The 20,697-nt window shown below is 61.4% G+C and carries 16 protein-coding genes and 1 tRNA gene; 9 read left to right on the top strand and 8 right to left on the bottom strand.

Annotated elements, in window-relative coordinates; all coding sequences use genetic code 11:
• Window positions 1-30: 30 nt before the first annotated feature.
• Window positions 31-106 (bottom strand) — tRNA-Val (locus tag B2Y33_RS05025).
• Window positions 107-321: 215 nt separating this feature from the next.
• Here B2Y33_RS05025 and rdgC point away from each other — a divergent pair.
• The 3 genes from rdgC to sugE all read left to right on the top strand — a co-directional run bounded on the left by rdgC (window position 322) and on the right by sugE (window position 2,772).
• Window positions 322-1,242, top strand: coding sequence for a recombination-associated protein RdgC (rdgC, locus tag B2Y33_RS05020; protein ID WP_027915776.1), 921 nt, complete (start codon window positions 322-324; stop codon window positions 1,240-1,242).
• Window positions 1,243-1,355: 113 nt separating this feature from the next.
• Entirely contained in the window at window positions 1,356-2,321 is a 966-nt protein-coding gene (locus tag B2Y33_RS05015) for a bile acid:sodium symporter family protein (RefSeq protein WP_206406122.1), read from the top strand.
• 133 nt (window positions 2,322-2,454) lie between these two features.
• Window positions 2,455-2,772: a quaternary ammonium compound efflux SMR transporter SugE gene (gene sugE, locus B2Y33_RS05010; protein WP_023533912.1), complete on the top strand. Its 318-nt coding sequence runs from the start codon at window positions 2,455-2,457 to the stop codon at window positions 2,770-2,772.
• A 24-nt stretch (window positions 2,773-2,796) separates the two neighbouring features.
• On the opposite strand, the gene B2Y33_RS05005 is transcribed toward sugE, so the two are convergent.
• Window positions 2,797-4,674, bottom strand: a complete 1,878-nt coding sequence (locus tag B2Y33_RS05005; protein ID WP_206406123.1) for a 1-acyl-sn-glycerol-3-phosphate acyltransferase — start codon at window positions 4,672-4,674, stop codon at window positions 2,797-2,799.
• 155 nt (window positions 4,675-4,829) lie between these two features.
• On the opposite strand from B2Y33_RS05005, the gene bglX reads away from it, so the two are divergent.
• Complete coding sequence (gene bglX / locus B2Y33_RS05000) at window positions 4,830-7,127, top strand: beta-glucosidase BglX (RefSeq protein WP_241015303.1); 2,298 nt, start codon at window positions 4,830-4,832, stop codon at window positions 7,125-7,127.
• A 71-nt stretch (window positions 7,128-7,198) separates the two neighbouring features.
• Here the strand turns inward: bglX and B2Y33_RS04995 are convergent, their stop codons facing one another.
• The 3 genes from B2Y33_RS04995 to B2Y33_RS04985 form a co-directional block, all read right to left on the bottom strand.
• Window positions 7,199-8,032, bottom strand: coding sequence for an amidohydrolase family protein (locus B2Y33_RS04995; protein ID WP_125922399.1), 834 nt, complete (start codon window positions 8,030-8,032; stop codon window positions 7,199-7,201).
• 21 nt (window positions 8,033-8,053) lie between these two features.
• Window positions 8,054-9,322 carry an MFS transporter gene (locus B2Y33_RS04990; protein WP_027915771.1) on the bottom strand — a complete coding sequence of 423 codons (1,269 nt, stop codon included), beginning with the start codon at window positions 9,320-9,322 and terminating at the stop codon, window positions 8,054-8,056.
• Window positions 9,323-9,446: 124 nt separating this feature from the next.
• Window positions 9,447-10,178 carry a GntR family transcriptional regulator gene (locus B2Y33_RS04985; protein ID WP_206406124.1) on the bottom strand — a complete coding sequence of 244 codons (732 nt, stop codon included), beginning with the start codon at window positions 10,176-10,178 and terminating at the stop codon, window positions 9,447-9,449.
• A 235-nt stretch (window positions 10,179-10,413) separates the two neighbouring features.
• Here B2Y33_RS04985 and B2Y33_RS04980 point away from each other — a divergent pair, with 235 nt between their 5' ends.
• Window positions 10,414-13,887 carry a hybrid sensor histidine kinase/response regulator gene (locus B2Y33_RS04980; RefSeq protein WP_027915769.1) on the top strand — a complete coding sequence of 1,158 codons (3,474 nt, stop codon included), beginning with the start codon at window positions 10,414-10,416 and terminating at the stop codon, window positions 13,885-13,887.
• On the opposite strand, the gene rmuC is transcribed toward B2Y33_RS04980, so the two are convergent.
• On the bottom strand, window positions 13,859-15,229 hold the full coding sequence (rmuC, locus tag B2Y33_RS04975) for a DNA recombination protein RmuC (protein ID WP_206406126.1): 1,371 nt from the start codon (window positions 15,227-15,229) through the stop codon (window positions 13,859-13,861). The genes B2Y33_RS04980 and rmuC overlap by 29 nt on opposite strands.
• 201 nt (window positions 15,230-15,430) lie before the next feature.
• Window positions 15,431-15,847, bottom strand: coding sequence for a sel1 repeat family protein (locus B2Y33_RS04970; protein ID WP_027915767.1), 417 nt, complete (start codon window positions 15,845-15,847; stop codon window positions 15,431-15,433).
• A gap of 939 nt (window positions 15,848-16,786) precedes the next feature.
• Here B2Y33_RS04970 and B2Y33_RS04965 point away from each other — a divergent pair.
• From B2Y33_RS04965 to B2Y33_RS04955, 3 genes are all read left to right on the top strand, one after another.
• On the top strand, window positions 16,787-17,011 hold the full coding sequence (locus B2Y33_RS04965) for a hypothetical protein (protein WP_027915766.1): 225 nt from the start codon (window positions 16,787-16,789) through the stop codon (window positions 17,009-17,011).
• A gap of 249 nt (window positions 17,012-17,260) precedes the next feature.
• A complete protein-coding gene (locus B2Y33_RS04960) occupies window positions 17,261-17,743 on the top strand; it encodes a hypothetical protein (RefSeq protein ID WP_028686856.1) in 483 nt (160 codons plus the stop codon).
• Window positions 17,744-17,887: 144 nt separating this feature from the next.
• The gene (locus B2Y33_RS04955) at window positions 17,888-19,153 is read left to right on the top strand and encodes an OmpP1/FadL family transporter (RefSeq protein ID WP_206406125.1); all 1,266 of its coding nucleotides are present in this window, start codon (window positions 17,888-17,890) and stop codon (window positions 19,151-19,153) included.
• A 42-nt stretch (window positions 19,154-19,195) separates the two neighbouring features.
• Here B2Y33_RS04955 and B2Y33_RS04950 read toward each other — a convergent pair whose 3' ends face one another.
• Entirely contained in the window at window positions 19,196-20,125 is a 930-nt protein-coding gene (locus B2Y33_RS04950) for a LysR family transcriptional regulator (RefSeq protein WP_049695569.1), read from the bottom strand.
• Window positions 20,126-20,240: 115 nt separating this feature from the next.
• Here B2Y33_RS04950 and B2Y33_RS04945 point away from each other — a divergent pair, with 115 nt between their 5' ends.
• Window positions 20,241-20,498 carry a DUF2798 domain-containing protein gene (locus B2Y33_RS04945; protein WP_028686858.1) on the top strand — a complete coding sequence of 86 codons (258 nt, stop codon included), beginning with the start codon at window positions 20,241-20,243 and terminating at the stop codon, window positions 20,496-20,498.
• Window positions 20,499-20,697: the final 199 nt, after the last annotated feature.

Genomic DNA, 20,697 nt, shown 5'->3' with positions numbered 1-20,697 from the left:
GACTGAACTACCGCTGCGCTATACATCGAGTGGTGGGTGATGACGGGATCGAACCGCCGACCCTCTGCTTGTAAGGCAGATGCTCTCCCGGCTGAGCTAATCACCCTTCGCCTCGGTGTGGGGCGCATTCTACGGACGGCCCTGCCCCCTGGCAAGCACTTTCTTTCACTTTATTTCGAAAAAAGTACAGATCTTTCAACGACCTAGCGTAACGGCCCGATTTCGTCCGGTTTGTGCACTGCTGGCCCTCTGACAGGGTTGGCCTTCCGGGGCTGGTAGGAGAATAATGCCCGCCTTATGCATTAATGAGAGACTTCCCCGATGTGGTTCAAGAACCTGCTGACCTACCGCCTGACCCAGGACGTGCCCTTCGAGCCTGAAGCTTTGGAGGCTGCCCTGGCCAGCAAGCCAGCCCGTCCGTGCGCCAGCCAGGAGCTGACCACCTACGGTTTCGTCGCCCCGTTCGGCAAGGGCGAAGATGCCCCGCTGGTGCACGTCAGTGGCGATTACCTGCTGATCGCTGCACGCAAGGAAGAACGTATTCTGCCCAGCAGCGTGGTCAATGACGCGGTCAAGGAAAAGGTCGAAGAGATCGAGACCGAACAGATGCGCAAGGTCTACAAGAAGGAGCGTGACCAGATCAAGGACGAGATCATTCAGGCCTTCCTGCCTCGCGCCTTCATTCGCCGCTCGATGATCTTCGCTGCCATCGCCCCGCGCCTGGGGGTGATTCTGGTCAACTCGGCCAGCGCCAAACGCGCCGAAGACCTGCTGTCCACGCTGCGCGAAGTGATGGGCTCGCTGCCCGTGCGGCCGGCCACCGTCAAGATCGCCCCGGTGGCCACCATGACCGACTGGGTCAAATCCCAGAATGCCGCCGAAGGCTTCTATGTGCTGGACGAATGCGAGCTGCGCGACACGGCCGAAGATGGCGGCATTGTGCGCTGCAAGCGCCAGGACCTGACTGGCGAGGAAATCCAGCTGCACCTGAGTACCGGCAAGGTCGTGACCCAACTCGCCCTGGCCTGGCAGGACAAACTGTCGTTCGTGCTGGACGACAAGATGGTCATCAAGCGCCTGAAATTCGAGGAACTGCTGCAGGAGCAGGCCGAGCAGGATGGCGGTGACGAGGCCGCGCAGCAGTTCGACGCCAGCTTCCAGCTGATGATGATGACATTTGCAGAGTTCCTGCCCGTGCTCTTCGAAGCTTTGGGCGGCGAAGAAATCCCGCAAGGGGTGTGAGCCCGCTGCGGGTTGGCAGTACCCACGACACTTGAGTGCGGCACCGTTGCCGCACTTGACCCCCTGCCTGCAGCGACAATGCCCGGGCATGCAGTCGAACTGGAGATAACCCCATGCGCGCCCTCGCCGCCTTGAGTCGATTCGTCGGCAACACCTTTGCCTTGTGGGTATTGGTGTTCGCCGTGCTGGCCTTCCTGCAACCGCAATGGTTCATTGGGTTGAAGGTGGCCATCGTGCCCTTGCTGGGGCTGGTGATGTTCGGAATGGGCCTTACCCTCAAGCTCGACGACTTCGCTGCCCTGGCCCGTCAACCCTGGCGGGTCATGCTGGGGGTGGTCGCGCATTTCGTGATCATGCCGGGCATGGCCTGGCTGCTGTGCCAGCTCTTCGAGCTACCGCCGCAGATCGCCGTGGGCGTGATCCTGGTCGGCTGCTGCCCGAGCGGTACGGCCTCGAATGTGATGGTGTGGCTGTCGCGCGGCGACCTCGCGCTGGCCGTGGCCATCGCAGGCGTCACCACGCTGCTGGCGCCACTGCTGACCCCTGCGCTGATCTGGTTCCTGGCGTCGGCCTGGCTTCCGGTGTCCTTCATGGATATGTTCTGGTCGATCCTGCAGCTGGTCATGCTCCCGATCGTACTCGGCGTGCTGGCCCAACGCCTGCTGGGTGAGCGCGTGCAGACCGCAGTTCAGGTTTTGCCACTGGTATCGGTGGTGAGCATCGTACTGATCGTATGCGCCGTGGTGGCCGCCAGCCAGGCGAAAATCGCCGAGTCGGGGCTGTTGATCATGGCGGTGGTCATGTTGCACAACAGCTTCGGTTATTTGCTGGGGTACATCACCGGCAAGCTGTGCAAAGTGCCCTTGGCCCAGCGCAAGTCGCTGGCGCTGGAGGTCGGCATGCAGAACTCCGGGCTAGGAGCAGCCCTTGCCGCTGCGCACTTCTCGCCCCTGGCGGCCGTGCCCAGTGCGCTGTTCAGCGTGTGGCACAATATTTCCGGGGCGCTGCTTTCCACCTGGTTCCGGCGGCTGGAGGACACCTCCTCCGACGTCGAGGGCGCAAAACGTGTCAGACGCTGACAGGCGATTGGCCCGCAGGCTTGCCCGGCAGACCGTAGATGTGCACCATGGGCTCACGGTGAGGACGACCTCACGACGCCCAGCGTGATCATCCAGGGGACGGCCCCATCACTTGCAACGATGGAGACGCATCATGTCCTGGATCATCCTGTTCTTCGCCGGCCTGTTCGAGGTCGGCTGGGCCGTTGGCCTCAAGTATACCGACGGCTTCAGCAAGCCACTGCCCACCGCGCTGACGGTTGCCGCCATGGCCGTCAGTCTCGGCCTGCTGGGCCTGGCGATGAAAGAGCTGCCGCTGGGGACGGCCTATGCCATTTGGACCGGCGTCGGCGCGGTGGGCACCGTGATCGCCGGCATCATCCTGTTCGGTGAGTCCATGGCGTTGGTTCGACTGGTCAGCGTGGCACTGATCGTATGCGGCCTGATCGGCCTCAAGGTCAGCGCCAGCTGATACCGGTCAGCTGGCCAGGTTTGCTCAGCGAATGCCTGCGCGCAGGCCAATGACCTGCTCGCGCAGCCGCTCTGGTAGCGCCTCCTGTGCAGGGATGGCGCTGCCTGCCACGACGGTCACACGGGACCACATTCTTCTGAAAAACCCTTTGGCCGGGTCGCGACTGAAGAAACTGCCCCACAGCCCTTGCAGCGCCAGGGGAATCACCGGCACCGGCGTCTGTTCAAGGATATGGCTCAAGCCGCCCTTGAACACGTCGACCTCACCGTCCCCTGTCAGCTTGCCCTCGGGAAAGATGCACACAAGCTCGCCGTCAGCCAGGTAACGGGCAATGCGGGTGAAGGCGCGCTCGTACGTCGCCAGGTCCTCGCTGCGTCCGGCAATCGGAATGGCGCCTGCGGTGCGAAACACGAAGTTGAGCACGGGCAGGTTGTAGATCTTGTAGTACATGACGAAACGAATGGGACGGCGTATCGCGCCAGCGAGCAACAAGGCATCGACGAACGACACGTGGTTGCACACCAGCAATGCCGCGCCTTCGTCGGGAATGTGCTGCAGCCCCTGGTGCTTGACGCGGTACATCGAGTGACTGAGCAGCCAGATGAGAAACCGCATGGTGAATTCAGGCACGATGCTGAAAATGTAGGCGTTGACGGCGATGTTCAGCAGCGAGACGACCAAAAACAGCTGCGGGATGTCCAGCCCAGCCACGCCCAGCAGCACCATGGTCAACAGGGCCGATACCACCATGAACAACGCATTGAGGATGTTGTTGGCAGCGATCACCCGCGCGCGCTCGTCTACGGCGGTGCGTGCCTGAATCAATGCGTACAGCGGCACGATATAGAAACCGCCAAACACCCCGAGCCCGACGATGGACAGCAGAATCCACCACGCCTGGCTCAGGCCCAGCAGGTCGAGCCAGTCATGGGCGCTGGCAGCGCTGGGCACATCCCCGGAATGCCACCACCACAGCAGGCCGAACACGGTCAGGCCAAAGGAGCCGAACGGCACCAGCCCGATCTCCACCTTGCGCCCGCTCAGACGCTCGCACAACAAGGAACCCAGGGCGATGCCCACCGAGAACAGCGTCAGCACCAGGGTGACCACGGTGCCATCGCCGTGCAGCCAGTCCTTGGCATAGGCCGGGATCTGGGTCAGGTAGATGGCGCCGACGAACCAGAACCAGGAGTTGCCGACGATCGAGCGCGATACCGCAGGCGGCTGGGCAAGGCCCATGCGCAGGATAGTCCACGACTGCCTGAAGATGTTCCAGTCCAGCTTCATGTGGGGTGAGGCAGCGGCGGCACGGGGAATCCAGCGGCTGGCCAGATAGCCCAGTACGGCAGTGCCCAATACGCCACCGGCTACCACCGCGGCATAGCGTTCGGTCGACATCATCACCCCGGCGCCGATGGTGCCGGCGAGGATAGCCAGGAAGGTGCCCGTCTCCACCAGCCCATTGCCGCCTACCAGCTCTTGCTCACGCAGCGCTTGGGGCAGGATCGAGTACTTCACCGGCCCGAACAGCGCCGAATGGGTACCCATGCCGAACAAGGCCACCAGCATGAGGGCCAGGTGATTGGTCGCAAACCCCAGCGCGCCGATCGACATGATGCCGATCTCCGCCAGCTTGATCACACGAATGAGCGCGTCCTTGGGAAACTTCTCCCCGAACTGTCCACCCAGCGCCGAAAAAAGAAAGAACGGCAGGATGAACAGCAAGGCACACAGATTGACCCAGATGGATCGGTCACCGTCCCCAAGGCTCAGCTTGAACAGGATGGCCAGGATCAGCGACTGCTTGAACAGGTTGTCGTTGAACGCACCGAGCGACTGAGTAATGAAAAAAGGCAGGAAGCGCCGCTTGCCGAGCAAGGTGAATTGCGAGGAATGACTCATCGTCCTTGGTCCTGGGTGAAGCCGCGAGGGCACGGGTGAAGGAAGGTCGTGGGGATTGCACAGATATCGGGGATAGGCAACTGGTAGATCTGCGAGTAGCGAGCTTGATCACTCAGGTGGCAATGTCAGGGAAATTCGCCCAGGAAGTCAATGGAATGACCCCTCCCCGCAAGCGAGCAACCCGCTCACCTGCACTCACGGCCATGTTGATGCTTTGCGCAGCGATAGGGCCTGTCACCGCCCTGGCTAACAAGCCTGACGCGCAGCAAAAGACGTTCATCGACAATTTGCTCTCGCAGATGACCTTGCAGGAAAAGATCGGACAGTTGCGAATGGAATATGCCGCTCAAGGTGATGCGCCTCAAGACATGAACACAGCCATCGCAGCCGGGAATGTGGGGGCGATGTTCACCCACCCGGCTGCCAACAGTACGGATTTGCGCAGGCTACAGGCCATGGCGGTCGAGCGTAGCCGGCTGGGTATCCCGCTGTTCTTTGCAGGTGATGTAATCCATGGACGTCGCACCATCTTTCCCATCAACTTGGGTCAGGCGTCCAGCTGGGACCTGCGCGCGGTGGAAAAAAGTGCACGCGTTGCAGCAATCGAGGCGACCAACGATGGCTTGGACATGACCTTCGCTCCCGTCTTGGATGTCAGTCGCGACCCGCGGTGGGGACGCATCTCCGAAGGCTACGGCGAAGACACGCACCTGGCCTCGCGCATGGGTGAGGCTGCCATCCGCGGTTTGCAACGACCGCATCTGGCAGCACCGGACAGCCTGATGGTTTGTATCAAGCATTTTGCCGGTTATGGAGCGGTTGAGGGAGGGCGCGACTACAACACGGCTGACATGAGCGAACAACGCCTTCATCAGGATTACCTGCCCCCCTTCAAGGCTGCCATCGAAGCCAAGGCCGGTGCCGTGATGACTGCACTGTCCAGCCTTAATGGCATCCCTGCAACGGCCAACGGCTGGCTCTTGAAAGACCTGCTTCGCACACAGTGGCAGTTCAAAGGCTTAGTCATCAGCGACCACGGCGCAGTGGCAGAGCTGATAGACCATGGCGTGGCCCGTGATGGCACCCAGGCGGCCAAGGCAGCGCTGACCGCTGGCACACAAATGAGCATGAGCGACCGTCATTACCGTGACCAGCTGGCTGGCTTGATCAAGCAAGGACAGGTCAGCGAAGCCGAGCTGGACGGCGCGGTTCGCCAGGTGCTCACAACCAAGTACGAATTGGGCCTGTTTGATGCCCCTTATCAGCGCCTGGGTGCCGACGCCGCTAGCGAGCAGATCGGACAGCATCGTGCCCAAGCGCGGGATATGGCGCGCCGCTCCTTGGTGCTGCTGAAAAACCGAAACCGCACGCTGCCGCTGCATAAAAGCATGAACATCGCCTTGATCGGCCCATTGGCCGATAACGCGGCAGACATGCTTGGCAGTTGGTATGCCAATGGCAGACCCGAGGAGGTGGTCACGCTTCGCTCCGGCATGCATCAGGCTCAAGCGGGCAAGGGTCGATTGCGCTATGCCAAAGGGGCCAACATCATTGACGATCCATCGGCCCTGATGCTTCTTGCGGACAAACACGTCGACATCGATCCAAGCCCTCCCGCAGCGATGCTCAAGCAGGCCCTGGCGGTGGCTCGGCAAGCCGATGTAATCGTCGCGGTGCTTGGCGAGGCGCGCGGCATGTCCCATGAGGGTGCGAGCAGGACCGAGCTGGGTCTACCCGGCGGACAACGTGCGCTGCTCAAGGCATTGAGCGATACCGGCATTCCAGTGGTACTGGTTTTGATGAATGGCCGCCCGCTTGCCCTCGACGACGAAACCAAGTGGGCCGATGCCGTACTGGAAACCTGGTATAGCGGGAGCGAGGGGGGTAATGCCATCGCTGATGTGCTGTTTGGCGACTACAACCCCTCCGGGAAACTCCCAGTGACGTTCGTGCGCAACGTCGGCCAGATCCCCCTGTATTACAACCATCTGAACACCGGCAGGCCGTTCGACCCCATCAACCCCGCACCTTACCGGTCGCGCCACTTCGACGTCGATGACACCCCTCTTTTTCCTTTTGGCTTCGGGCTGAGCTACACCCAGTTCGATGTCTCAGCCCCACGCTTGTCCACCGACCGTCTGCGTCCGGGTGAGCGCTTGAAGGTTCGAGTCACTGTTACCAATCAGGGACCGTTGGCGGGCGAAACAACCGTGCAACTCTATCTTCGGGACCTGAGCGCCTCTGTCAGTCGGCCCGTCAAAGAACTCAAAGGCTTCCAGAACATCTTCCTGGAGCCTGGCGCTGCCAGAGACCTGACGCTGGAGATTGCACCCACCGCGCTAGCATTCGTGGACCGTAACCTGCAATGGGTGACCGAGCCCGGTAACTTCGAAGTAATGGTCGGACTGGACTCGCACCACGTCAAAACAGCCACATTCGAACGTCTGCCGTGACTGCTTGCCCCGACGACCCCGCTACAGGATCGCTATAGGTTGACCGAAGCCTTGCGTACCCATTCTTTGGCTCAATTGAAACGGTACAAGTCCTTGGCCGTCTCCAGCAACAGCGCCTTGCGCAACTCGCTGGAGCAGCCTAGGGCCTGCAATTGCTCGAGCGCCTGGCCATAACTCATCGTGCGTTCGTGCTGCGTATGCGGCCAATCGCTGCCCCACATCAGGCGCTCGGCCCCATAGTGCGCTTCCAGCGCGCCCAGCGCCTGGCGGGCGAACAGCTCGTTCTGCTCGGGCGAGCCTTCCAGGCGGTAGATACCGGAAACCTTCACCCAGACATTGCCCTGCCCGCCCAGGGTCAATAGGTCGGCGAAGCCTGCCTGCCCCAGCCCGCTGCGCGCATCGGGCCTTCCCAGATGGTCGATGACGATATCCAGCCCGTACGGTTGCAGCGCCCGCACCAGGGTGGGAATGTCCGCCAGTTGTCGATGCAGCTCGACGTGCCAGCCCAGTTCGGCCATGCACGCGAAACGATGGCGCCACTGCGGGGCCGTAAGGTCCGGCAGTGGTTGCCCCATCAGGTTCAGGCGCACGCCTCTGACCCCAAGCTGGTCCATCTGTATGAGGGTTTGGCGCGCAACGTCCGGCTCAAGCATCACCACCCCCCGCAGGCGCCCCTGAGCGGCTTGCAGGGCACCCAGCAGATAGCCATTGTCGGTCCCCAGGAAACTGGGCTGCACCAGAACGCCGTGACTGAAACCGTGCGCCTGCAACTGGCTGAGGTAATCCGCCAACGGTGCATCGTACGCGGGGGCATAACGGCGCTCGCGCGCCAATGTCAGCCCTTGACTGAACACGTGGGCATGGCTGTCGATGGCAATCATGGATGAAGCAGGGTTGTGAGGCATGTCTTTGATCTTTCGGTCAGGTTACTGGGCGGCCACACCGGGCGCTTGCGGGGCAGGCTCGAGGTTGCGGCCGCGCGTTTCAGGCAGGCACAGTGCAGCGATCACCGCCACGCCGTAGGCGATGCCGGCATCGATGCCGATGGCGGTACCCAGCGACATGGATTCGCTCATGTGCCCGACCAGGAAGGGGAAGACCGCCGAGAGCACACGGCCAAAGTTGTAGCAGAAGCCAACCCCCGCTCCCCGCACATCGGCAGGATACAGCTCGTTGAAGAAGGCGCCGAGGCTTGCTGGAATGCCGGCTGCGAAGAAGCCCAGCGGGAAACCCAGGAACAGCATCTGCGTATTGCTCAACGGGAAGAAGACATAGGCCTGAACCGTCAGCACGCAGCACAGCGCAAACAGCAGGATGTTGCGACGCCTGCCGATGCGATCGATCAACAACCCGCTGACCACGCAGCCACACCAGAACGCAAAGATGATCACCGCCAGGTAGCCACCGGAATTGAGCACCGACAAGTTGCGTTCGGTCTTAAGGAAAGTCGGCAGCCAGGTCATCACCGCGTGGTAGCCACCATGCGCCCCCAGGCCCAGCAAGCCGCCCAGCAACGTGACGCGCAGCAATTCAGGGCGAAAGATCCCCGCCATCGAGGCGAAGAAACCCTGGGGAATGGCGTTCTGTTTCTGCAGGCGTTGAAAGCTGTCCGGTTCTGGAACGTTGCGACGCACCCAGATGATCAGCAGCGACGGCAACAGGCCCACGAAGAACATCACGCGCCAGGCGAATTCCTGCGGCACCAGCGAATAGATCAAGGTGAACAACGCTACCGCCAGGCCCCACCCTACCGCCCAGGCGCTTTGCACCGTACCCATGACCTTGCCGCGGTACTTGGGGTTGATGGTCTCGGCCATCAGCACGGCCCCGGCCGCCCACTCCCCACCAATGCCAAAGCCTTGCATGGCCTTGACGAACAGCAGTGGATAGAAGCCTGTGACGAAAGCCGAGAGGAATGTGAAGCAGGAGAACCACAGGATCATCCACTGCAAGGTGCGCACGCGGCCGTACCGATCCGACAGGGTTCCGCCAAGCCAGCCGCCGATCGCCGAGGTCACCAGGGTCAGGCCACTGATCAGGCCCGCATCGCCTTTGGACAGCGAGAAAGCCGCGATCAGCGCGGGAATGGCCAGGCCGAACATCTGCACTTCCAGCGCATCGAGCGACCAGCCCCCAAAACAGGCCCAGAAAGTCTTGCGTTCGCGCGATGTAATTTGGCGGTACCAGCTGAACATGATTCTTATCCTTTTAAGGGTGAAGGGTACGCTGGGTTGCCCTCAACGCAGACAACCGAGCAGGCGAAGCCACTGCGCCCAGGTGACGGGGCGCAGGCAGGTAAAGAAGTTTGAAACGGCGCGGTCAGCGAATATCGATGCGGTAGCGGAAGTGCTGCGCGTGTCCCCGCGACCGGCGCCACTCCAGGGGTTTGCCGGCGTAGTCACGGGCCAGCCGTTCGATCACCACAATAGGGCTGCCGGCCGGTACCTGCAGAAGGCGCCCATGCACTTCATCCACGGCCTCGGCAGTCAGGGCTTCTTCGGCGGCTGCGACCACTTGCCCACACAGCTGTTCGTAGATCGGGTAGAGCAATGGGCCCTTGTTATCCAGATCAGTCTCCAGCAGCAACTGGAACGGCTGGCGGGGCAGCCAGATGTCCTCGGCCAGCACGGGCTGGGCATCGAGCAGACGAAGCCGCTGCAGATGGATCACATCGGCCCCGGGTACGAGCCCCAAGGCCTGAGCCACGGCAGACGGTGCCGCCACGGCGTTCATGCTCAGGATGCGATTCATCGGCACGACGCGCTCGCCGTTGACAGCTTCGAAGCGGAAGAAGCGAAACAGCGAGGATTGGAACTGTGGACGGCGGATGAAGGTACCTCGCCCCTGCTGGCGCTCAAGCACGCCTTCGGCGACCAGCGCATCGATGGCCTTGCGCACCGTGCCCACCGACAGGTCGAATTCACTCGCCAGTGCAGCCTCGGTGGGGATCGCCTCACCCGGGTGCCAGCGGTTGTTAGCGATCTGCGCTACCAGATGGTCGCGTAGCTGTTGATAGCGTGGCAGTCGTGTGTCGCTGGCGAGTGAAAGCATGGCTGTATTCTCGTCTTGTTATATAGACATCTATATGAATTTTTCGAGAGTATTTGCTTCCCGGCATCGCCTGTCAATCCTCCACCCGTCTGCTGGGCCCCACACGAGCCCGCAATTTGAGTGCGTCACGCTGCGACCACCTGCCACTGCGACCATCGTCTGCGCTGACGGCGCGCCACCTGTCGTGCCAGACTGGCTGACCGGGCCTCGTTATCCATTTAGCTTCGGAGTCACCATGTCGTTGTCCAGCGGGCTGATCGCCGCGGTCGCCCTGGCCTATATGGCCGTCATGTTCGCCATCGCCTTCTATGGCGACCGGCGCAGCACCCCTTTGCCGCCCAAATTGCGTGCCTGGGTGTACAGCCTGTCGCTGGCGGTGTATTGCACCAGCTGGACGTTCTTCGGCGCGGTCGGACAAGCGGCCGAGCAGCTGTGGGCATTCCTGCCGATCTACCTGGGGCCGGTATTGCTTCTGGTCTTCGCACCGTGGGTGGTGCAGAAGATGGTGCTGATCAGCAAACAGCAGAACATCACGTCCATCGCCGACTTCATCGCTGCCCGTTACGGCAAATCCCAGACGCTGGCCGTGGTCGTGGCACTGATCTGCCTGGTGGGCGTGCTGCCCTACATCGCCCTGCAGCTCAAAGGCATCGTGCTGGGCGTCAATCTGTTGATCGGCGCCAGTGCAGACGCCACCGGCACGCGCGTACAGGACACTGCGCTGGTGGTGTCGCTGGTGCTGGCGCTGTTCGCCATCGTATTCGGCACGCGCAGCCTGGACGTCACCGAGCACCACCGGGGCATGGTGCTGGCGATCGCGTTCGAGTCGTTGATCAAGCTGTTGGCGTTTCTGGCCGTGGGGATCTTCGTCGTCTTCAACCTGTACGATGGGTTCGATGACCTGTTCACCCAGGCGCGCCAGTCCATCGAGCTGCACGATTACTGGACAGAGACCATCAACTGGCCGTCGATGGTGGTCCAGACGGCTGTCGCCATGATGGCCATCATCTGCCTGCCTCGGCAGTTCCACGTGACCGTGGTGGAAAACATCGAGCCACAGGACATGCGCCTGGCACGCTGGGTGTTCCCGATGTACCTGGCCCTGGCCGCACTGTTCGTGGTGCCCATCGCCCTGGCGGGGCAGATGTTGCTGCCAGGGACGGTGATGTCGGACTCGTTCGTGATCAGCCTTCCCCTGGCCGAGGCACACCCCAGCCTGGCGCTGCTGGCATTCATCGGTGGCGCGTCAGCGGCTACCGGCATGGTCATCGTAGAAGCGGTCGCGTTGTCGACCATGGTTTCCAACGACATGCTGCTGCCCTGGTTGCTGCGTCGCAACAACGCCGAGCGACCGTTCGAGGTGTTCCGGCACTGGATGCTTTCGGTCCGGCGGGTCACCATCGTGGTCATCCTGCTGCTGGCGTACGTCAGTTACCGCCTGCTGGGTTCTACGGCCAGCCTGGCGACCATCGGCCAGATCGCGTTTGCTGCCGTGACCCAACTGACGCCCGCCATGCTCGGGGCGCTGTACTGGAAACAGGCCAACCGCCGGGGTGTATTCGCAGGTCTGGCGGCGGGCATCTTCCTGTGGTTCTACACCCTGGTGCTGCCCATCGCCGCCCACAGCCTGGGCTGGTCGTTGCAGGTATTCCCAGGGTTGGCGTGGTTGCACGGCAACCCCCTGAATCTGCCGATCAGCCCGCTGACCCAAGGCGTGGTGCTGTCGCTTGCCGGCAACTTCACCCTGTTTGCCTGGGTCTCGCTGCTGTCGCGTACCCGCGTGTCCGAGCACTGGCAAGCGGGCCGCTTCATTGGCCAGCAGACCAGCGCCCGCCCCAGCAGCAAGCCCTTGCTGGCGGTGCAGATAGACGACCTGCTGACCTTGGCATCGCGTTTCGTGGGTGAGGAGCGCGCGCGCCAGAGCTTCATCCGTTTCGCCTACCGCCAGGGCAAAGGCTTCAACCCCAACCAGAACGCCGACGGTGACTGGATCGAGCACACCGAGCGGTTGTTGGCCGGTGTCCTGGGCAGTTCGTCTACCCGTGCAGTGGTCAAGGCAGCGATCGAAGGCCGCGACATGCAGCTCGAAGACGTGGTGCGCATCGCCGATGAAGCGAGCGAAGTGCTGCAGTTCAACCGGGCACTGCTGCAGGGCGCCATCGAAAACATCAACCAGGGCATCAGCGTGGTCGACCAGAACCTGCATCTGGTGGCCTGGAACCGGCGTTACCTTGAGCTGTTCAATTACCCGGACGGGTTGATCAGCGTGGGACGGCCCATTGCCGACATCATTCGCTACAACGCCGAGCGCGGCCTGTGCGGCCCAGGGGAGGCCCAGGTGCACGTAGCCCGGCGTCTGCACTGGATGCGCCAGGGCCGGGCCCACTCGTCCGAGCGGCTGTTCCCCAATGGGCGCGTGATCGAGTTGATCGGCAACCCGATGCCCGGTGGCGGTTTCGTGATGAGCTTTACAGACATCACGCCGTTCCGCGAAGCCGAGCAAGCGCTGCGCCACGCCAACGAAAGCCTTGAGCAACGCGTGGCAGAGCGCACCTACGAGCTGTCGCAACTGAACCAGGCGCTGACCGAAGCCAAGAGCCATGCCGAAGCGGTCAGCCAGTCCAAGACTCGCTTTTTGGCTGCGGTCAGCCACGACCTGATGCAGCCTCTGAACGCCGCCAGGTTGTTTTCCGCGGCCTTGTCGCAGCAAGCCGAAGGCATGACCGAGGAAGCCCGACAACTGGTTCAGCACATGGACACTTCACTGCGTTCGGCCGAAGAACTGATCAGCGACCTGCTGGACATCTCGCGCCTGGAAAACGGCAAGATCACCCCCGACGCCAAGCCATTTGCCTTGAACGAGCTGTTCGACACCCTTGGGGCGGAATTCAAGGTACTGGCGGCAGAGAAAGGCCTGGCGTTCCGCCTGCGCGGCAGCCGCCTGCGGGTCAACAGTGACATGAAGCTGCTGCGCCGCGTGCTGCAAAACTTCCTGACCAACGCCCTGCGCTATGGCAAGAGCCCGATCCTGCTGGGTGCCCGCCGCCAGGGCGAGCGCCTGTGGCTGGAAGTCTGGGACAGGGGCCCTGGCATCGCCGACGACAAGCTGCACGTGATCTTCCAGGAGTTCAAACGCCTGGACAGCCATCAGACCCGCGCCGAAAAAGGCCTGGGCCTGGGCCTGGCGATCGCGGACGGACTGTGCCGAGTCCTGGGCCACACACTGGAGGTACGTTCCTGGCCAGGCAAGGGCACCGTGTTCCGTGTGAGCGTGCCGATCTCTCTACAACCAGCCCCTGTCACTTCGGCGGTGGAGCAACGCAGCGAGCCGCTGGCCGGGCTGCAGGTGTTGTGCGTGGACAACGAAGACAGCATCCTGATTGGCATGAACAGCCTGCTCAGCCGCTGGGGCTGTCAGGTGTGGACCGCACGCAGCCGCAGCGAGTGCGAGGCCCTGCTGGCCGAGGGCATGCGCCCACACCTGGCCTTGGTGGACTATCACCTAGATGAAGGCGACACCGGCACGCGCCTGATGGGCTGGCTACGCACCCGATTGGGCGAACCGGTGCCCGGGGTGGTCATCAGCGCCGACGGCAGCAAGGAAACCATCGCCCTGGTGCATGCCGCAGGCCTGGACTATTTGCCCAAGCCGGTCAAGCCGGCTGCATTGCGGGCCCTGCTCAACCGTCATCTGAGCCTGGTTCAGTAACTGCCTGGTCGGGCACTTCATCGGCGAAGGCGCGTTCGAGCAAGTCGGGCGACAGGCTTTTGCTGGCCCGGGCGCCGAGCAGCTTGAGCTGCTCGCTGCGACTGACGAGATTGCCGCGCCCTTCGCACAGTTTGTTACGTGCTGCCGCATAGGCCTTGTCCACCTGTTGCAGGCGGCTGCCCAGCTCATCCAGGTCCTGGATGAACAACACGAACTTGTCGTACAGCCACCCGGCACGTTCGGCGATTTCCCGGGCGTTCTGGCCTTGGCGTTCCTGCTTCCACAAGCTGTCTATCACCCGCAAGGTGGCCAGCAAGGTGGTGGGGCTGACGATGACGATTTGCCGGTCGAAGGCTTCCTGGAACAGGTTGGGCTCGGCCTGCAGTGCCGCCGAGAACGCGGCCTCGATGGGCACGAACAACAGTACGAAATCCAGGCTGTGCAGGCCTTCGAGGCGGCTGTAGTCCTTGCTCGACAGGCCCTTGACGTGACTGCGCAGCGACTGGACGTGCTGCTTGAGCGCCGCCTCGTCGTTGCCTGACACGAACTGCTGATACGCCGTCAGGCTGACCTTGGCATCGACCACCACCTGCTTGTTGCCCGGCAACATGATCAGCACATCTGGCTGGAAGCGCTCACCGTCAGCGCTCTTGAGGCTCACCTGCGTCTGGTACTCCCTACCCTTCTCCAGCCCTGCGTGTTCGAGCACGCGCTCCAGGATCAGCTCGCCCCAATTACCCTGGGTTTTCTGCCCCTTAAGCGCCTGGGTGAGGTTGGTCGCTTCATCGGACAGACGCAGGTTGAGTTGCTGCAGGCGCTCGAGCTCCTTGCCCAGCGAAAAACGCTCACGGGCCTCCTGCTGGTAACTTTCCTCGACACGCTTTTCGAACGCCTGGATACGCTCCTTCAATGGGTCGAGCAGTTGGCCAAGGTGCTGCTGGCTGGTTTGAGCAAAGCGCTGCTCACGCTCATCGAAGATCTTGGTGGCCATGTCGGCAAACTGGGCGCGCAGCGTATCGCGGGCCTCCTGCAGGTCTTCGAGACGCTGCTGGTGGCTTTCCTGCTGTTCGCGCAGCTCGGCTTCGAGGCGTGCGGCCTGGGACTCCAGACGGCGCTGCTCGGCCTCGCGAGTCGCGCGTTCCAGGTTCCAGGCGTGAGCGGCATCACGGGCGTTGTCTCGCTCGATCTGCAGCAGCTCCAGCTCTCGTCCCTGGGCTGCCAGTTGCGTCTGCTTGAGGGTATTGGCTTCGCTGAGATCACTGACTTCATCACGGCTGGCTTCGAGTTGCGCCTGCAAACCGGCCTGGGCCAACTGCGCTGCGTTCAGACGCTCGTCAAGCAAAGCACGCTCGCCATCACGTGCTGCATGCCGACGCTGAAGCTGCATGACCCACACCAGGCACGGCACCGCGCCCGCCACCAAGCCCAGCAGAATGCTGGCCAGATCCACTGTCATGCCTACCCCGGTCACTGTTGGCAAATTCGCTGAAGCTTAACAGCCTGACCGGCAGGTTGCCCGTGCCGCCGTCACCTGCGGGGGTCGTCAGTGCCCAAACCACTGACGCAGCAATCGACGGGCCTCATGGGACCCCTTCCCGGCCGCCAACTCCAGCCAGCTACGGGCCTGTTCGGGCGCAGACGCCCGGCACGCCCGTGCATACTCCACCTGGGCACGACAATCGCCAGCGCGTGCGGCCTGGCGTAGCAGGTCATGGCCGATACGCCGATCACGGGCGCTGCCACAATCGCGGCAAAGCATCTGCCCCAGGCGGCTTTGAGCCACCACCACACCCTCGCGGGCTGGGCGCTTGAGCAACCGCCCAGCCAAGTGCTTGACCTGAGGCTTGTCACCCAGACGCGAATTGTCGAGTAGCCACAGGGCAACCTTTAGGGTGAACCGTCCGGAACGCTCTGCAGACGAGGGCATGGGGCTGGCAAGTTGTTTACTGCGAGACTTCATGAGCGGCAGGTCAGGCAAATCGAAAAGCGCGCCACTCTACCGGTTTTCGACGTGCGGGCCTAACCCTGAGGATTTTTTTTATAAAAATTTCATGTGATTGTTTCTTGACGTTTGCGAGACGATGGATGGTCATTCGAACTGGTCTGATTCTTGGCGAGACCCGAGGCAGCTTGGCGCCAACCCCGCACTAGAGCAAGCGGCGGCGACAATCCACAGTTCCTGTGGATAAGTCGGTGGACAACACCCTATTCCCCCCCGCCAAGCCCCGAATTACGGGGGCTGCTGTCAAACTGACGATTTTTTCACCAACGAAAAATAGTGTTTTTTTTCATTGACTTAACTGGCTAGTCAAGTCATTGGCGACTGGAGCGAAAGGTGGGACAGGTTTGATACACGTCCTCCTTTCGGTGTGAACAAACATCAACCGCGCATCCGTTCGTGTGTGAGCAAGGCGGCCAGGACACCCTTCGAGCACGCTCGGCCCCTTCCCACCGCCGGCATTAAGCGCCATACTGCTCGGCTACCCACGCACAATCAGGGCTTGCCTTCACCGAAAGGCTCAGGTAGGATGCGCCTCGTTAGTACCAAGCTGAAAGTCAATTCTGGCCCACAGTGTCCTTGCAGACTCGCTCTCCCAATAGCGCGCTGCTGAAACCAGGACCGGCCCTTTCGATGATTCGCCCGCAGCCGATACGCTGCCGCGACATCCATCACGAGTCCAATTGATCAGGATCCCGCGCGAAGGCTTAGAACCTTGGCTCCGCGTGCTGCCTGCCCTCTGAAGTACCTACCAGTCAGCCCAAGCGCCCACCATTGATTGCGCTCCCTCTGGCTGCTTTGTTCCAGCAGGTTCTCTCGTCCCTTAATAAAGACGTCACTGGAACGTTTCTATGATGCACGGATCTACTCCCCGTGTTTAATGCAGGAACCTCCAATAATATGCAAACTCAACATCAAATCCAGGCTGCAATCGGTACCCTTTCCCAGGCGTTCTCGCCGTTGAAATGCTTGCTCGTCGCACCCCGCAAAGGCAGCTTCAGCTTTACGCTGGTGGACGAACACGGTATCGCCTGCCATACCGAACGCCTGTACCACGAGCAGTACAGCCGCAGCGAACCGCTGCAGGCCGTCATCGCCCGTACCCGCCAGTCACTCACCGCGTGAGCGGTGAATGCTGCGGCATTCACCCATCAGATACACCCCCTCCCAGCTTGCCTGCACAAATCCAGCGTAATTGCCTTCGGGTATATCGCTCGGCTTGTCAGGCAGCAATCGATTTAAAAACAGCCTTTTACGTCACCCTTATCACACTACACTTCAACTCGAGCGGTGCACGCCGCTTCCGGCGGGCCTGACCGTTCACACAGCTGCCAAGCGCCTGCGCCCGCCGGTCCCTTACTGCTCGGGGGCACCATGGGTATTGCGGCCAAAGAACTACGTCAGCATGTCATCAGGCCCACACTGATCTACCTTGACCGTCACTGCGCCAGCGCCGAAGTGTTGTTACTCGGCATCGCTGCCTGCCAGTCGGCTTTGGGATCGGCGCTGCACGGCAGACGCGGGCATGGCCTCTTTCGCATAGATGATCAGCGTCATCGGGCGCTCTGGGACGACTACCTGGCACGCGATCCAGACTTGGCCAGCCGTGTACGCGGCCTGGCCAGCCAACATGCCTTCCTGGGCGGACCCGACCTGGAACTCACCGTTAACCTGCGCTACGCCACTGCCATTGCCTGGCTGCTTGTGGAGGCCCAGGTGGTGACCTTGCCTGCCGTGGACGACCGGATGGGCCAGGCGCGTATCTGGCGGCAGATTTTCAACCCTCAGGGTCGCTTGCGAGACTTCACCGAAGCCTGGCAAGCCTGCATTGATCAGAAACTGCCAGTAGCTTCTTGAGACGGTTCTTACAGACTCAACTGAGAAAAGGAATTTTAGTCGGATTGTCCTACAAAACCGCTCTATCTCCTGCGATTGCGCCTATAGCGCGACGCGTGATTTGTTGGTAGCTTTTCGCCTCGGAGATCCCAAGGAGTTCTAATAATGAAAAAAGTAATGCTCAAAACCTCCCTTGGCGTTGCTGTTGCGCTCGCATCGAGCCAACTGTTCGCCAGCGGCTTCGCGTTGAACGAACAAAGCGTCAGCAGCATGGGGACAGGTTTCGCGGGACGTTCCTCTTCTGCCGAGGATGCCAGCACCGTATACGGCAACCCGGCCGGCATGTCCCGCCTCAAGCGCCAGCAGGTCACCGTCGGTGGCGCAGCGGTCATCGCCAAAACCGATATCTCGGGGCCTGGCAGCAACCTTGGGGGGGAAACTGACGGTGACATGGTACCGGTCGTCGGCGTACCCATGGGTTACTACGTCAAGCCCATCGACGACCACTGGACCGTCGGCTTCGGTGTCTACGTGCCCTTCGGCCTGGTGACCGATTACGGCAGTGACGACGCGGCGCGCTATTGGGGCAAGAAAAGTCACGTGGAAGTGGTGACGTTCCAGCCTACCATCAGCTATGCCTTCAATGACAAGGTATCGATCGGCTTCGGCCCGACCTTCAACCGGATCAAGGGCGAACTGGGTTCCAACCTGATCAACCCGGCCACCCCTGGGCGCAACGACGGTGAAGTCAAGATCAAGGGTGACGACACGGCAGTCGGCTACAACATCGGCCTGATGGTGCAAGCCACCGACCGCACGCGCATCGGCCTGACCTATCACTCCATGGTCGACTACAAGCTCGAGGGCAAGACCAAGGTCAACACCCCACTGATCGGGCCATTCAACGGCAGCAAGTTCGATGCCTCGCTCAAGATCAAGACGCCGGAGTCGGTTGACCTGTCGGTCACGCATGAACTCGACGACCAATGGACGCTGTACGCTGGCAGCACCTGGACGCGCTGGAGCCGCCTGAAGGACATCACTGTACAGAACGATGTCCCGCGCCCATTGATCGGCTCTGCCTTCCAGACCATTTCGGAAGAACAGAACTGGCATGACACCTGGGCCCACGCCGTGGGTGCGTCGTACAAGGTCAACAAGGAGTGGGTGCTGCGCACCGGCTTCACGGTCGACCAATCGCCGACCAACAACCAGGACCGTTCGCCGCGCATCCCCACGGGCGATCGCAAGATCTTCAGCCTGGGCGCCGGCTGGAGCCCGAGCGAGGACATGACCATCGACGTGGCGTATTCCTACCTGTGGGAAGAAGACACCAAGGTCAATCAGGTCAGCGCCACCAAGGGCGCCTACCGTGCCAAGTACGAGAACAGCGCGCACGGTGTAGGGGCATCGCTCACTTACCGCTTCTGATCGTTACCGTTACCTTGAAAAACCGCCCTTGTGGCGGTTTTTTCATGTTGGCACTTGCCACTCTTCGCCCAGGTGGTCGCGCAGGTAGTGCATGAAGGCGTGTACCTTGCTCGTGAGTGCGAAGCGGTCGGCCACGCAGAGATAAACGTCCATGGGTGCTGTCTGCGCGTACGCCTGCCCGTCAGGGCCATGTTCGAACAGCGGCACCAGGGCACCGCAAGCCAGGTGCGGCCGGGCAATGAACGCTGCCAGGCGCGTGATGCCGCCGTCATGCATCGCCATCTGCGTCAGCGCATCGATGTCGTCGCAGATGAGCACGTCGCCAAATTCGGGCTCCAGGCGCTGCCCATCACGCATGAATCCCCAACGCAACAGACGGCCATCGACCGGGTAGCGAAACACCAGACAGCGGTGATTGCGCAGCGCCTCCGGCGTCTGTGGTACGCCGGCACTGGCCAGGTACCCTGGTGCGGCACAGCAGACGAAAGGAATGCGGGCGATGTGCTTGGCTATCAGGTGCTCGTCCAACTGGGGCGTGATGCGCAGGCTGACATCGATACCTTCACGTGCGTGGTCAACCTTTCTGTCGCTCATGACCAGTTCTATCGAAATGCGCGGGTACAGCACGCTGAACGCGGGTATCAGGGGCGCCAGGACGTGACGACCGAACGCAGAGGTCGACGCGATGCACAAACGACCTTGAGGTTCGCTTTCGGGGGTCATCACCGCTTGTTCAGCGCGCGCCAAGTCACGCTCTATCAGCCTGACATGCTTGTAGTACTGGGTGCCGGCGGGAGTCAGCGTCATACGCCGCGTTGTGCGGGTCAGCAAACGGACCTGCAAATGCCCTTCAAGCCGGGCCAGGTTCTGGCTCACAGCTGCTGGGGTAATGCCCAGGCTGCGGGCACCTGCTGCGATACTTCCGGCTTCGACGACCTTGATGAAGCTGCGGATGGCGTTGAGCAGGTCCATGCTGTGCCCTTGGGATTCGTAAGTTTTGCTTTATAAAGGAGTTAGGCGGAGCGGTCTACTGGTGAAGCGCAGTGGGTTGATAGGGTAAGGCCTCAATCGGACTCCAGGAGGTCGCATGACTAATGTCACTCAAAGCCGTCGTCGCAGGTTGCATGTGAATGCCACGCCGTATGTGTTTGCCTTTTACATGTCGGCCATCATGGCATTGCTGATGTGTTTCGTGATCACGGCAGCCAACGCCGGAATCGATCAGGATTATATGAGCAACGTACTGAAAGCTTATCGATTGGCGATGCCGGTAGCTTTTGTGTGCGTGTTGATTGTAAGGCCGATTGTGGGAAGGCTGGTTGCGATGACCGTGCATACGGCTTGAATGGCCGTGCAGCTGCTATCGTGGATAGGTAGATTAATCATCAGCAATCGCTATGCAGGGTACCCTCTTCACTAACCCCCTACCTGTAAATAACGGTCACTGCTATCGGTTTGGCTGTTGATCTTGATCTTGATCTTGCTCTTGATCTTGATCTTGCTCTTGCTTTTGATCTCCGCGACTTCAGAAGGCCGAACGCAGG

It is taken from the genome of Pseudomonas sp. UBA5666, assembly GCF_002420785.1.
GTDB lineage: Bacteria > Pseudomonadota > Gammaproteobacteria > Pseudomonadales > Pseudomonadaceae > Aquipseudomonas > Aquipseudomonas fulva.
This window is presented reverse-complemented; position numbering and strand designations above follow the sequence as displayed.